Origin of the sequence: Streptococcus sp. CL9.43 (assembly GCF_049737935.1) — a bacterium.
In the GTDB taxonomy this organism is placed as follows: domain Bacteria; phylum Bacillota; class Bacilli; order Lactobacillales; family Streptococcaceae; genus Streptococcus; species Streptococcus infantis_I.
This window is the reverse complement of the sequence record NZ_JBKOTS010000002.1, coordinates 363,777-378,599: the sequence shown is the minus strand read 5'-3', so window position 1 is coordinate 378,599 and position 14,823 is coordinate 363,777. Positions and strand designations below refer to the sequence as shown.

12 protein-coding genes are annotated in these 14,823 nt (G+C 34.5%); 8 read left to right on the top strand and 4 right to left on the bottom strand.

The window, feature by feature from the left end:
* Positions 1-2: 2 nt before the first annotated feature.
* The 8 genes from ACLNCS_RS05125 to xerS all read left to right on the top strand — a co-directional run bounded on the left by ACLNCS_RS05125 (position 3) and on the right by xerS (position 9,882).
* Positions 3-224 carry a DUF1648 domain-containing protein gene (locus ACLNCS_RS05125; protein ID WP_049422429.1) on the top strand — a complete coding sequence of 74 codons (222 nt, stop codon included), beginning with the start codon at positions 3-5 and terminating at the stop codon, positions 222-224.
* Complete coding sequence (locus tag ACLNCS_RS05120; protein ID WP_424847581.1) at positions 221-562, top strand: GntR family transcriptional regulator; 342 nt, start codon at positions 221-223, stop codon at positions 560-562. Before ACLNCS_RS05125 ends, ACLNCS_RS05120 begins: the two co-directional genes overlap by 4 nt.
* Positions 563-1,184: 622 nt before the next feature.
* The gene (locus ACLNCS_RS05115; RefSeq protein ID WP_049498827.1) at positions 1,185-2,453 is read left to right on the top strand and encodes a site-specific integrase; all 1,269 of its coding nucleotides are present in this window, start codon (positions 1,185-1,187) and stop codon (positions 2,451-2,453) included.
* Between the two features lie 3 nt (positions 2,454-2,456).
* Positions 2,457-4,307, top strand: a complete 1,851-nt coding sequence (locus ACLNCS_RS05110) for a hypothetical protein (protein WP_049498826.1) — start codon at positions 2,457-2,459, stop codon at positions 4,305-4,307.
* Entirely contained in the window at positions 4,304-5,974 is a 1,671-nt protein-coding gene (locus ACLNCS_RS05105; RefSeq protein WP_049498825.1) for a hypothetical protein, read from the top strand. Before ACLNCS_RS05110 ends, ACLNCS_RS05105 begins: the two co-directional genes overlap by 4 nt.
* Positions 5,967-6,680 (top strand): hypothetical protein, encoded by a 714-nt coding sequence (locus ACLNCS_RS05100; RefSeq protein ID WP_006151858.1) that lies wholly within the window; start codon positions 5,967-5,969, stop codon positions 6,678-6,680. Before ACLNCS_RS05105 ends, ACLNCS_RS05100 begins: the two co-directional genes overlap by 8 nt.
* Before the next feature lie 8 nt (positions 6,681-6,688).
* Positions 6,689-8,536, top strand: a complete 1,848-nt coding sequence (locus ACLNCS_RS05095) for a zinc-ribbon domain-containing protein (protein ID WP_049498824.1) — start codon at positions 6,689-6,691, stop codon at positions 8,534-8,536.
* 275 nt (positions 8,537-8,811) lie between these two features.
* Entirely contained in the window at positions 8,812-9,882 is a 1,071-nt protein-coding gene (xerS, locus tag ACLNCS_RS05090) for a tyrosine recombinase XerS (protein WP_424847577.1), read from the top strand.
* Positions 9,883-9,968: 86 nt separating this feature from the next.
* On the opposite strand, the gene ACLNCS_RS05085 is transcribed toward xerS, so the two are convergent.
* The 4 genes from ACLNCS_RS05085 to ACLNCS_RS05070 all read right to left on the bottom strand — a co-directional run bounded on the left by ACLNCS_RS05085 (position 9,969) and on the right by ACLNCS_RS05070 (position 14,553).
* Positions 9,969-10,610, bottom strand: coding sequence for a hypothetical protein (locus tag ACLNCS_RS05085; RefSeq protein WP_414312301.1), 642 nt, complete (start codon positions 10,608-10,610; stop codon positions 9,969-9,971).
* 109 nt (positions 10,611-10,719) lie between these two features.
* A complete protein-coding gene (locus ACLNCS_RS05080; RefSeq protein WP_006148532.1) occupies positions 10,720-11,709 on the bottom strand; it encodes a lipoate--protein ligase in 990 nt (329 codons plus the stop codon).
* 58 nt (positions 11,710-11,767) lie between these two features.
* Complete coding sequence (gene lpdA / locus ACLNCS_RS05075) at positions 11,768-13,471, bottom strand: dihydrolipoyl dehydrogenase (protein ID WP_424847575.1); 1,704 nt, start codon at positions 13,469-13,471, stop codon at positions 11,768-11,770.
* Between the two features lie 38 nt (positions 13,472-13,509).
* Positions 13,510-14,553 (bottom strand): dihydrolipoamide acetyltransferase, encoded by a 1,044-nt coding sequence (locus ACLNCS_RS05070; protein ID WP_004253723.1) that lies wholly within the window; start codon positions 14,551-14,553, stop codon positions 13,510-13,512.
* Positions 14,554-14,823: the final 270 nt, after the last annotated feature.

The window sequence follows — 14,823 nt, the reverse complement described above, 5'->3', positions numbered from 1 at the left end:
AGATGAAAAATAGACTGTTAAAAGATATTTTGGTTTTGTTGGGAATGATGGTCATCATAGTCATTATTTGTGGGTTTCTCCCTGAGACAGTTCCTATTCATTTCAATGCAAAAGGAGTAGCAGATATGTTTGCAAATAAATACTATCTTCTACTAGCTACAGTCATCCCTTATTCTGCATATTGGAAGTTTGTTAGGGAAAGTGATAATAAAAAGATTAAATGAAACACCATCTATATTTACAAATTGCATCAAAATTAAGAACGACTATTTTAAGAGGTGATTATGCACCTGAACAACAAATTCCTTCAATAAGGAGATTAGCAGAAAACGAGAAGTGTAATCCGGCAACTGTCCAAAAAGCAATGAAAGTTCTTGAAGAACAGAATTTGGTTACTAGCTGTGGAACATTAGGATATTTTGTCATAGCAAGCGAGCAAGAAATAAAAGAGATAAGATATCAAGAATCTAACAAGCTAGTTAAAATTTTGTTTGAAAAACTTGGTGAGCTAGGCTTTTCAGAAGATGAGATTGTCAATTTAATTTTTAGAAAAGATGCTTAGAAGAAATTGAATGGAAATTTATTAGGATTATTTGTGAAAGTATAGAAAAGCCTTGATTTTAAGGCTTTTTTCATTTTCCAATAAATAACTTGACATTATTAGTTACTTTTACTTCTTCAAGTAATTCTGAGGAATAGACGACAACTTTAAAATCAAATAAGCTAAAAACGCTCTAAAATCATTAAATTGACATAAAAGTGTTTTTTATTGTCAAAATATACAATTGAAAAAATTTCCAGTTTTTTTAAAATCACTTTCTCAGATGACAATTTAATCAAAATATGATATAATACAGAAAAAGTAAAAATAACAAAAGTAACTTACAGAAGTAAAATAACAAAAGTAAATAGATAGCCACGGCGGATATTCCTTTCATTGTTTAGAAGGATTTGCTGTGGTTATCGTTGTTGCTGAGCTAATTAATTGCTCTTATTACTTAGATGAAGTTACTTTTATTATTGAATTAATTTAAATAATAATAACGATCAATGAAAGTACTCATCGATATTCCCTTTATGCAGTTAGAGCACAAAGGAAAATGGTACTGACTTGATCGTTTTTTTGTGTATTGACATTATAAAACACAGTCAGAACCTTCAGTCATAATAAACAAGGAGGTAGCATGAGATTTGTTGTATATAAACATTCGCTGATTCTAGGTGATAATAATATCGTTACAAAGCAATTGATTGCACTCAAACATGATGATGGTACATTACAATTCACTGATTTTCATAGATATGTAAAATCTACCGCAAAAATTAAGTCTATCTCAGACGATGGAAACAAACGTTTTTCATACGTTGTTAAGTTTCTAAATTTTATATTTGGTACTTCTGGACTTAAAAGTATAGATCAACTTACACTTGAAATGGTTAGAGAATTTTTTACGCTTTATGGATTATCTCAGTTACCAGGAGATAGAGGAAAAAGAAAGAAAAGCACCGTTGAAAAATGCGTAAATGCAGTTCTTGACTTCTTAACTCTTTATTTAAGTGAGCGAGAGGGAAAGGCTAAGTTAAAAGCAGAAGAATTGTATGCTACGACAACTTTTACGAATAGTAGAGGACGGGTTATAAAGCGTAAAGAACCAAATTTTGAAATATACGTAGATGATAGCAACACTGAGAAAGCTATTTTTCGTGATATGCCAAATAGTGCTTTTGAGATGTTATTTTCTCACATAGCACACTATCATAAAGATCTACTCATGGTTGTGGCCTTGGGAGCCTTTGTTGGCTTAAGACCATCAGAAGCATGCAATGTAAGACGTGAAGATAGTCCTCTAGGGCCAGGTATTTTGTTTCACCAAAGTGATGGGCAAGTATTTAAGATTGAGATCGATCTACGAAAAGAAATACCTCTCCGAAGCGATTTAAAGCCAACTGGACGGATTAAAAAGGAAAGACTTCAAGCAGTACCTTATATCTTTCTGGAGGTCTTTTTAGACACTTATAATGACTATATGACTTATCTGGAAGGTAAGAAGTATGAGAAGGATTATGGACCTTTAAATCTTAACAGACGAGGAAAAGCATTATCATACGATGTATACTATCAACGATTTCGTAAGATTATTCGCGACGAAATGATCCCAATCTTCTTAAAATCTGATGATGCAGAGGTTGTCTTTTTTGGGCAGCTTTTGCAGGAGAATAATATTTCCCCACATATTTTCAGACACTGGTACACGACACAGTTAGTATTATCTGGGGTTTCTGAAATCAGTGAGCTTATGTCAGCAAGAGGTGATAAATCACCTGAGAGTGCTTGGGTTTATCTACAAAACAAAGGAGAAATCGCAAAACAATATGGTCAAGTTAATAATGGTGTTTTTGACTATATGAATTGGCGAGCAAATGAACTTTTTGGTGATAAGTTAGAAAGGTAATGTATGACTTATTCAATTAAATCTTTAATCGAAAATCTGTTAAGTGAACTCGGAAAAAACGATACACAGTATAAAGGAAAAATTAGTCAGTTTTTAGTTGATAACAATTGGTTTAATATAGAGATTGATTTGGATAACTATTCCATCTCAGATAAAGATGCTCAATTATTAATAGAAAAAATAACCAATTATCTTCTTGGACCAACTGGTTTAGCAGGAATTCAGCCTATATTTAAACAAAAATTCCCATTAACTTACAAATATTTTCAGCAATACTCAGAAGATAGCAACTTATCTAAGGAAAACATGTTTTATGTTCAAGATTTTCTTGCTTTTTATCTTAAAAGAGATTTATTTCTCTGTAATGATAATGAGATTGAATTGTTGGTTGAAGAAGCAGTATATGCACTTGAAAAGCAAAAAGGCGAAGTTTTTATTGATTTTTTAAAGTGGTTAATGAATAAAACGAGATGTAACTATCACAAAAGATATGAATTTACACCTCGATACACATTAGAACAGGAGACTAACGCTTATGAGTTAGACGAATATTTAGAATTACTGTATTTTCTTTTTAATGACAATTACATTAGAAAAGAAGATATGCTTTATAAAGCAGCAATCTCAAAAGACTACGCAGATACCTGGCTATTTCTAGCACTTCATTTTATATGTGCGCTACGTGGAACAGATTTAGAACAACTTGGACATCCACAACTTCCTAGAACACCGAAAGAAGTTCTAAAATCAGTTAGAAGTGGTAATTGGAGTAGCAGTGAGGCAAGAAGAACTCTTTTAAGTATTACAACTCGTTTAACTTATTTAAATATTACTCCAAACAAAACAAAGCGAACTAAAAATATTAGTCAGATTAAATTTCAGGTCCCTGAGAGTTGTCAGGTATTGATTGGAACGTTGTTGGCTATCTGTGAAGCTCATTATCAGTTGAATAAAGATAATAATGATGAACCTTTAATTCGACAAATAAAAGAATATAAACGAATTAGTCGATATATGGGGAAAGAAATTGGAGACTTATTTCTTGAAAGGAATTTTAGTTCTAGATCTGCAAATAAATCCTATCTTCAAACTGTTGCCATGTTAGCAGATGATGTTTTGCAAGAAAAATCTGAGTTAAATATTAAAGGCTATTTTTTAGCCGCATTAGCCCGTAGCCATAAAGGTTCATTCGATGAATTTGCACAAACTACAACAACGTACCTAAAAGATGCCCAACTAAGCCAGCTTAAACCAGAAATGGTTGCGAGAGAACTATTTGAACGAGGTGTTTTATCTATGATTCCATCAATGATCCTGACGATTGTAACTAGAGGAAAGTATAAAGAATTAAGTCCTAGTCAACAGACTCAGATGATTAAACAGTTAGATTTGACACCAAATGAGATTGAAAAAACATTGGCTTTAAGCATTCAGGCAGAAGTGAAATCGCAAAAGGCATTAAAGATTTTGGTAGAAGAAGAAGCAGAGCCTAATCAACTTCTTACTATTTGTCATCGTATAGGAAACGGTGAAGCCTTCTCAAAACAAGGTGAAAGCATGTGTCTTTTATCTGCGCTTGGAAAGATTTGTCCATATGACGATAGGCAACATTGCATCGGTTGTCATTATGAATTACAAACGAAATCTACTTTATTGTTATTAGTAGGAGAATTCAATCGTTTGAACAAACAATACTCTAGAGTTCGAACTGATTTAGAAAAAGGTAAAATTCGGAGTATTTTAGAAGAACAAATAAAACCTTGTTTAACTGAAATGTTGCAAGCTTTATGCGAGCAATATGGAGATGACGTGTTACATGATTACGAAGAAATAATAAAGGAGTTAATAAATTGAACAATCAAGCTAAACTTTTTAAAATTGAAAATTATTTTGAAACTTTTGACCGTGATTGTGTTCTGCGAGCAAAAGAAGTTTTCGATGACTATTTTGATAAAGGAATTATTCTAAGTTACGATTTTGATCATAAGAAATGGGAAACTACAAATGAATATGCCAATATTAGCCTATTTTTTAACATTTCTGAATTTCAATATAGGAGATTTTATCAATCAATTTTTCAGTTGCCTTATAAGGAATTTATCGATTACTTAAAAAGTTTTATTGTTTTCTCAATGAAACAACATGTTTTAAAAACTTTACAGCTATTTCTAATGGATATTAAACAAATTATTAAAAATACAACCAAAGATACGTTTTTAGATTTAGAAAATATTTCTGTAAAATTTCCTGGTTTATGTATTGACTTTTTCTCAAATCTTCCCTGTTCAGATGATAGTCAACTAAATCAACTATTGGAGCAATTAGATAATAAATTAACTATCAACCTTCAAAAAAAGCAGAGGTCAAAACAGCAAAGACAATTAGCGCAATTTCAATCCTATTTTACTTTTAATGACATTTTAAATGATTATTGGTCTCAAACATTATCTAAGAAAGAACGTCTATTTTATTATCCATTGTATCTCTGGTGGCAGATTACAGCAATTTTACCTTTAAGGCCAAGAGAATTTCTTTTAATACAAAGAAACTGTTTAACCGAGAAAGATGGAAAATATTTTCTTACATTAAGGAGAAATATAATCAAAGGAAGGGATCGACTTGTTGCACATAAAATTTCTGAAGATTATACTTTGAATACTTATGAAATTACTAATTCATTAGCTTCTGAAATAAAGACTTACCTCAAACTTACGGAAAATGATAATTCTACTAAATTAGATACATTATTTGTGACTGATCCTCATTATAACCGTTGGGGTCGTCGAACAGGTGTTAATAACCGATTTTTAACTTACACTAATCTCAATACTATTTTGAGGTATTTTTTTAATGAGATTATTTCTCAAAAATACGGTTATCAAGTTAATTATTTTAGTTTTCCAGCTAGATTAGATGAAAACGAGATTAATTTGATTCATATTGGGGATACGAGACACATTGCAATGATCAATTTAATTGCAGAAGGGGCTAGTCCTGTTACAGCTATGCTTTTAGCTGGTCATGAAGATGTGACAACTTCATCTCACTATTTTTCAAATTTAAGCCAATTTATTGAATGTCGTAGTTATCAAATGTATCGTAAACTAACGAGTAAGAATACGAATTACACCATAAGTAAGAGACAGCCATTTTATACAGCACAAGGACAATACATCACTTTAGAAAATAAAGGACGGTGTTACTCACCCCGCTTTGCGAAAGGTGATTATTCAGATTGTCTGAAAGTTATTAGTGAGCATGCAGAACTAGGTGCTTGTACGAGCTGCCCTTTTTACCGTAAAGCAGGTAAAGATTATTTTTCAATGGATAAAACATTTAAAAAGTCAGTTGATGAAAAAGCTATGGTTGTAGATGAAGCGATTAGAAAAGTTAGGCAAGGGAAAGGTCATATTGAAGATATTGGAGAAGCTTTGTTGAAATTAAAAACAGTTAGCAATACCTATCAAGATTACTTAAATGCTAAACAACTATCTTTAGAGGAGAATAAGTCTAATGGCTAGAAAGAAATCAATTTCTGATGATGAATTGATTCATTTGTTTGAACAGTATTTAATTTCCCAGTGTTCCTGTGATTTAAGCTTGGTAAAAATCCCTCGGTTTGGTGACTATGTTAGGAATAATGGCTATCAAAATGTTGCGGATACAACCATTAGACGTAATAAAAGATTCAGGGATTTTTTAAAAGAAAGTGAAATTAAATACCAAGATGAAAATTATGAAGCTGTAATTACTTATAAGACCATAGATCCTGACAATTTTATGGCAAAAAATCGTGCTCCAGGTGCTATGAAAAGAGCATTGGTAGAAATTAGCCAATACTACAAGAAAATAGCAAACATTGCGGCCAGCTATAAACAAGAAGCAGATAAGTTACGTAGTTTAAATTCTGAACTACAGTCAACTAATGAAGATTTAAAACAGAAGCTACAAAGAGAAAATGAGTTAAGTGATGAGAATCAAAAACTATTACAAATAATCAAAACAAGTGTCTATCCAGAAATTGCGAATGAGCTTTTAAAAGAAGAAGGATTGTTAAAATATTCTCAAAAGGTTATCAGTGAGGATTTCCTAGCAGACAATATCATCACCGCTGATTCAGAAATAGATTTTCATTCTGGTGGTCTTATTGAACAAGAAAATCCTCAAAAATCAACTAAAGTGGTTTCTATTAAAAACTTACTAGACAGCAAAACTAATTATAAATGAGGAAAGAAATGAACAAGAAAGTTAAAGATAATCCAGCTATTTACATGTACTGGGATCAAAAACGAAATGTTCTTGACCCCAAAAAATTATCGTCAAATAGTTTAAAATATGCCTATTGGTCTTGCCCTTATTGTCAACACCATTGGGAAGCGAAAATCATTGATGTGCAGCTTGACAGTTATGAATATCTTAGGTGTTGCCCCCATTGTGGATTAGGTGAACGTTCCATTGATGAAAATGAGAGCGTCCTTCAGGTTTATCCCGATTTCAGAAATTATATAAACTACAGCATTGAGCAAGATGAAGAATTAGATGAGAAACTTCTTACCTTGCCGTTCAATAGTAAAAGAAAATTCAATTTTAAATGTCCGGCGTGTCAATTAAGTTGGAAAGATTCTGCGACAAATAAGAGGTTATTTCAACTAACAAGTGGGGATTTATTTCATTTTGGCTGCAATGAAACTTCCTATCATTGCGATTACAAATCAATTTATCCAAATTTAGCTAAAATCTATAGCGAACATTTAAACAAATTTAAATTTAACGAACTGAAGCTGAGTTACAATATAACAGTACCTATCCATTGGGAATGTGATAAGTGTCATTGCAAATTTGAATTATCTATTGATAGATTATTGAACCGAATTAAAAGAAGTGGTCATTACTGTTTGGAGTGTCATTCTTCATTTGAAGAGTTATTGGATAAAGATTTTGATGTTTCTCCTCTATCTTTTTTAAATTCTTCCATGCTCAAGGAGTGGTCTAAAAGGAACAATATTACACCTAATCAAGTTGATGTATTATCTAATGTTCATGTGTTATGGGAATGTACGAATTGTCACGGAGAGTATTCATGCTCACTATTTGAAAAAACAGATAGGTCTTGTCCATTTTGTTCAAATAGAGAAAAACTTCAGGATTTTAATACACTAAATGAAACACATCCCTATTTGAGGGAATTTTGGGACCTCAGTAATGAAAGGGATTTTTCCGAATATTGGTTTAAGTCAAATAATGTAGTTAGTTGGGTTTGTCCTTGTTGTAAAATCAACTTTCAATGTAGCCCAGCCGAAATGATCAGTCGAACCGATTTAGAAAATCAAAACTTTCAAACATGTCCCAATCAATGTGACTGGAGGACTGAGGTATTTAAAAATAATATTTTCCTTAAAGAACCAAAACTCATCAAAGAATGGAGCGATAAAAATAAAATTCCTATTCATTTATCTCAGACAACAATAGAAACGAAAAAATATTGGTGGGATTGTTCAAAGTGTCATGGGACATATTTATGTTCTATCCCAATTCGAAGAGAAGTTTCTCAGTGTTGTCCTTTCTGTAACAACGATAAGCCTCTGAATGGGTATAATACATTTGATTATTTGTACCCTGAACTAGCAAAATTGTGGGCACCAAATAATAAAGTCTCAATAGATAGTTTTGTTCCATTATTAACTGAAAAAAGGTTTTATTTATGGCGCTGCAAAGAATGTAACTTCGAATTTCATGAGCGCTTCAGCATTATATTAAATAAGTATTTAAATTCCGAGACAAAAGATCTTAAAGAAATGTGTCCATTTTGTGCAGAATTAAAAGAAAGACAAGATAATATCTCATTTGAAGATTTGATGAACGAGTGGGACTATCTTAACAATCTTATTCTAGGGGATCCAGAAAGAATCCCAAATAATACGCAATTAAGATTTTGGTGGATTTGTAAGAATAATCCAGAGCATCGTTATAGAATGGCTATTGTAGATAAGATTGCAAATGTAAAACGATCTATCGAGCCATGCATATTTTGTAAAGGGCGTAGACGAAAAAGAGAACATTTTGTTCCTTATAGGAAAATTTAAAAAACAGGTTCAAATTTGAACTTGTTTTTTATCATAGATTTTTATAAAGTACATTATTTTAAAAGATTGTATTTTTAGTTTTCAAGTAGATAGTGTACAGAATTTTAGTATGCGAAAGATTTAGTTTTCACGGGAATAAAGTACATTTTTTGCTCAAAAATTTTTTTCGGTTAATACCAATATCCCCTATAACATCTTTCCGAAAAACTATAATTTTCTTGAAAAAAATATCTAGCTATGCTATACTACTAGTATAGAAAGATTTGGAGAAAAACATGAAACGCGAGATCTTATTAGAACGTATCGATAAACTCAAACAAGTCATGCCCTGGTATGTTCTAGAATACTATCAATCGAAACTGGCTGTTCCATACAGTTTTACGACCTTATACGAATACTTAAAGGAATATGATCGATTTTTCACCTGGGTCTTGGAATCTGGTATATCGGATGCTGACACCATGGCCAATATTCCCTTAGACGTTCTGGAGCACATGACCAAGAAAGACATGGAATCTTTTATTCTTTACTTACGTGAACGTCCACTGCTCAATGCCAATACGACGAAAAACGGGGTTTCTCAAACAACCATTAACCGTACTTTATCTGCACTGTCTAGTCTTTATAAGTATTTGACCGAGGAAGTTGAAAATGAGCAAGGGGAACCTTATTTCTACCGTAATGTCATGAAGAAGGTTGCTACCAAGAAAAAGAAAGAAACTTTAGCTGCTCGAGCTGAAAATATCAAGCAAAAACTCTTTTTAGGGGATGAAACAGAAGGTTTTCTTAACTATATTGACCGGGAATACCCTCAAACACTCTCAAATCGTGCTTTATCATCCTTTAACAAGAATAAAGAGCGAGATTTAGCTATTATTGCACTGCTTCTTGCATCTGGTGTCCGTCTCTCTGAAGCCGTTAACCTTGATCTTCGAAATCTTAACCTTAAAATGATGGTGATTGACGTCACTCGAAAAGGTGGAAAACGAGACTCGGTCAATGTTGCTGCCTTTGCTAAGCCTTATCTGGAGCAATATCTTGCTATTCGAGACAAACGTTATAAGACAGAAAAAACCGATACAGCCCTCTTCTTAACCTTGTATCGAGGTGTTCCAAATCGTATCGATGCTTCTAGTGTTGAAAAAATGGTCGCCAAGTATTCGGAAGACTTCAAAGTTCGGGTAACTCCCCACAAACTGCGCCATACTCTTGCAACCCGTCTCTATGATGCAACTAAGTCGCAGGTTTTGGTAAGTCATCAACTAGGACATGCTAGCACACAAGTTACCGACTTGTATACGCATATCGTTAATGACGAACAGAAAAATGCCTTGGATAGTTTATAAGATACATAACATAAATTATGTAATGTTTTTAGTGTTAGAAAAAGAGCGTAGGATTTTTTATCGAATCTTACGCTCTTTTATTCTTTCTATAAAAATTCGATCCAATAATTACGATGTGGCTCAATAATAACTGGTTTTCCCCAAAATGATTTTAGATAGGCCAAGTTTGCAGGGGTGACCGGTCTTTTTTCATCATTGAATTTCTCTGCACTCTCTTCCGTTAGAAAGCATTTAACAGCTTCATATGGTGTACCATCGCTCGCTATTCGATCAATTCCTAAATAAGCAATTTCATCACCGGCTTTTGGAATATCTGTAAATAGTTTACCAATAAAATAAACTGTCTTATCTTTCATTAATTCATAAGCCTTACTATTTTCCAGTCTGTTATTCGCTGCAGCGTACATAATACAAAAACTGTCCACAATATCTTTCAAAGGCATTAATTCTTCTTTGCTGACTATAATTTCGTCAGAAGCAAGTCCACCAATGATTAAGCTTTTATAATGAAGTTGCTGGATGATATTATCTAAAGCCATTCCTAATGGTAGTTGGACACCCTGATAGCCTAATGGTTCTAGCTCTTGTTTTTTCTGGTCAAGGTGTTCTTGTGTAATACTGATATTCAAATCATATGGAGTTGAAGGTTGTTGCTTGCTAAAAAAAGCCACTACTATACGATCTAACTGTTCAAATAGACCAAGTTTTTCCATTGGAATTTTCATCATCGAATATGATCCCCTTTTTTGTTCAGATTTCCTCTTTATTCTACTCTCATTATTTTTGAATATCAAGTCTAAGATAAAAGATATCCATTTAACATGGATATCTTTTACTTTATTCAACAACAGCTTCAGCAATTTCTTCTGCAGTAATTCCTGCGAAGTAACGGCCTAAGTTAATAGTTTGAAGTGCTTTAAAAACATCTTCACGTTCGTATTTAATGCCACGAAGGACATCTTCTACTGCTGCTACGTCTTCGATACCAAAGAAGTCACCGTAAATCTTGATATCTTGAATTTTTGACTCAATAACATTAGCAAAGATTTCAACCTTACCGCTTGGGAATTTAGTTCCACGACGGACGTTATACTCTGGTGATTTACCATAGTTCCAGTCCCAAGTTCCAAACTTAGTTTCTTTAATACGATTGATTTCAGCCAATTCTTCATCTGAGAATACATACTCAGTCATCTCAGGGTATTCTTTTTTCATGTATTCCAAGAGTAAATCACGGAATTCTTCAACAGTGATCTTTTCTGGCAACTCATCGATAATATTCGTTACTCGAGCACGAACTGATTTAACACCTTTAGACTCAAATTTGTCCTTAGATACTTTAAGTGCGTTAGCTAGGACAGACAAATCCACGTCAAAGAGAAGACAACCATGGTGCATGATACGGCCATTGATATAGGCTTGTGCATTTCCACAGAATTTCTTACCGTCTATTTCTAAGTCGTTACGGCCTGTAAATTCAGCTTTAACACCAAGTTCAGCCAAAGTATTGATAACTGGAGTAGAGAAGCTCTTGAAGTCAAAGGCCTTGTTTTCATCTTCTTTTGAAATGATGGTATAGTTAAGGTTGTTCAAATCATGGTAAACAGCTCCACCACCACTGATTCGACGGACTACTTCAATACCGTTTTCGCGTACATAGTCACGGTTAATTTCTTCGATGGTATTTTGGTGACGTCCTACAATAATAGATGGTTTGTTAATCCAAAGAAGGAAGATTTGATCCTCGTCCAAAAGGTGTTTAAAAGCATATTCCTCTAAAGCGATATTAAAAGCAGTGTCGTTTGAATGATTGATAATGTATTTCATAAGATACCTTCTAATACGATAGAGACTGGAAGATAATTCCAGTCTAGTCTATCTATTTTTATTTTTTCTTAGGTGAATGGATAGCCATTCCAAGAACATCAGCAAATGCTTCGTACATAACTTCAGAGTATGTTGGATGTCCGTGGATTGTCTTAAGCATTTCTTCAACAGTGATTTCCATTTCGATGATGCTTGACGCTTCGTTGATCAACTCTGCAGCAGCAGGACCAATGATATGGACTCCAAGGATTTCGCCATATTTCTTGTCTGCAATGACTTTAACAAATCCTTGAGCTGCATCAGATGCAATTGCACGTCCGTTTGCAGCAAAGTTGAATTTACCGATTTGGACATCATATTTCTCACGAGCTTGTTCTTCAGTCAAACCAACTGCTGCTACTTCTGGAAGTGTGTAAATAGCTGCAGGAGTCAAGTTCAATTTAGCAACATGGTGATTTCCTTTAAGGGCATTTTCAGCCGCTACTTCACCCATACGGAAGGCAGCGTGGGCCAACATCTTAGTACCGTTGATATCACCTGGTGCATAGATACCTGGAACAGAAGTTTCCATGTATTCATTAACCTTGATACGACCACGGTCTAACTCAAACTCAACTTCTCCGATTCCTTCAAGATCTGGAACACGGCCGATTGAAAGAAGAGCTTTATTTGCGATGATATCATCTTTTCCTTCAACTTTGATACGAAGTTTGCCATCTTCTTCGATGATTTCTTGAAGTTTAGTACCTGTCAAGATAGTCATACCTTTACGCTCAAGAATCAAGCGAAGGTTCTTAGATACTTCCGCATCCATTGCTGGGACAATGCGATCCATCATTTCGATAACAGTAACTTTTGAACCAAATGTCATGAAGGCTTGACCAAGCTCAATACCGACAACTCCACCACCAATGATAACGAGGCTTTCTGGTACTTCATTCATTTCAAGGATATCGTCACTAGTCATAACAAGTGATGATTCCATTCCAGGAACGTTAATCTTGCTTACTTTTGAACCACCAGCAAGGATGATTTTCTTAGTTTCAAGCAATTCAGAACCATTTACCAAGACATTCTTATCTTTAGTAATAGTACCGATACCTTTATGAACATCAACTCCGTAACTACGAAGGAGTCCTGCAACACCACCAACAAGAGTATTAACAACTTTAGATTTAGTTTCTAAAAGTTTGTCCATATCAACTGTAAAGTTAGGGTTTTCAATCACGATACCACGATTTGCTGCATGACCGATATTTTCAATGATTTCAGCATTGTGAAGGTAAGTCTTAGTTGGGATACATCCACGGTTCAAACAAGTTCCACCAAGTTCAGATTTCTCAACAAGAGCAACCTTACCACCTAATTGAGCTGCTTTAATGGCAGAAACATAACCAGCAGGTCCACCACCAATAACAACGATATCATAAGCATCATCGCTCTTACCATCATCGTTCGAAGCACTTACTGCAGGTGCTGGGCTAGCTTCTGGTGCGGCTACTCCAGCTGTTGGGATATTTTCCCCTTCTTCACCAAGATAACCGATAACTTCTGTAACAGGGACTGTCTCGCCGTCCCCTTTCAGGATAGCGATCAAGTAACCGTCTTCTTCTGCTTCCAATTCCATGCTGACTTTGTCAGTCATGATTTCCAAAAGGATTTCTCCTTCTTTTACAAATTCTCCGACTTTTTTATTCCATTGGACGATTTGTCCTTCTGTCATATCCACGCCGGCTTTTGGCATAATTACTTCTAAGGCCATATCTTACTTCCTTTATCTATATTTCTAAAACAAATACTTTAAACCAACATTGAGATTGGGTTTTCAATTAAAGCTTTCAAGTCTTTCATAAACTTAGCACCAGCCATACCATCTACGACACGGTGGTCAATTGTTAAACCAAGACTCATAATTGGACGAATCACGATTTCACCATTAACTACAACAGGTTTCTCAATTGTCGAGCTAACCCCAAGGATTGCTGAGTTCGGTTGGTTAATAATTGGACCGAATGATTGAACACCAAACATTCCCAAGTTACTGATAGTAAAGGTTGAATTTTGCAATTCACTTGGAGCTAATTTACCATCCAAGGTGCGTCCAATAACGTCTTTAAATGCAACCACCAACTCAGACAAACTCATTTTTTCAGCATTATAAACAACTGGCGTCATCAAACCATTATCCATTCCAACTGCCATCGCAAGGTTGACATAGTTGTGAGTGATAATTGTCTTACCATCTTCAGTTAATGACGCATTGATGTATGGGTGTTTCATAAGCGTCTTAACAACCGCAAGTGAGAGCAAGTCTGTAACAGTAATTTTCTTACCAGTTGCCTCCATGATTGGATCAAGGACTTTCTTACGAAGGGCAAGCATTTCAGACATATCGACATCATAGTTAAGCGTGAAGGTTGGTGCAGTCAAGTATGACTCAACCATACGTTGAGCAATAACCTTACGCATTGGTGTCATTGGAATACGCTCGATTTCCCCATAAGGAGTTACGTTATCTGGAACTTCTTCCACTTTTTCAATCTGAGAAGGTGACTTAATCGTATCGTTTTCAATATTTTCAGGAAGGAAAGCTAAAACATCCTTCTTCATAATCTTGCCACGATGACCAGTTCCTTGGATTTCCTGCCATGCAATGTTATGTTCAAGGGCAATTCGTTTTGCAAGTGGTGAAATGCGAACCACATTAGTGTCTTTAAATGTTTCCACGTCTTCTTTGTGGACACGACCGTTTGCGCCTGAGCCAGAAATATCGTAGAGATTAATTCCTAAATCATCCGCTAATTTTCTAGCTGCAGGAGTCGCTCTTAGCTTATCATCAGCCATGACCTCTCCTATTCTATACTAAGATATTAAGGACGAAGAGGGCAATGAAAAAATAGGAGATTGACGATGTGTTCGATGAACACAAGGAAATCTATCTTTTTTTCACAGACCTCCGTCCGAATTCAATTACATGATGCAAAGGGCGTTAAAAAGTGACCAAAAATAGGAAATCAACATAGACCTCGACGAAGTCAAGAAGATTTATCTTTTTTCCGAGCTTTTAGCCCGTGCTCTAATCTAAGATATCAAGGACGTAGAGAACTTTGCATC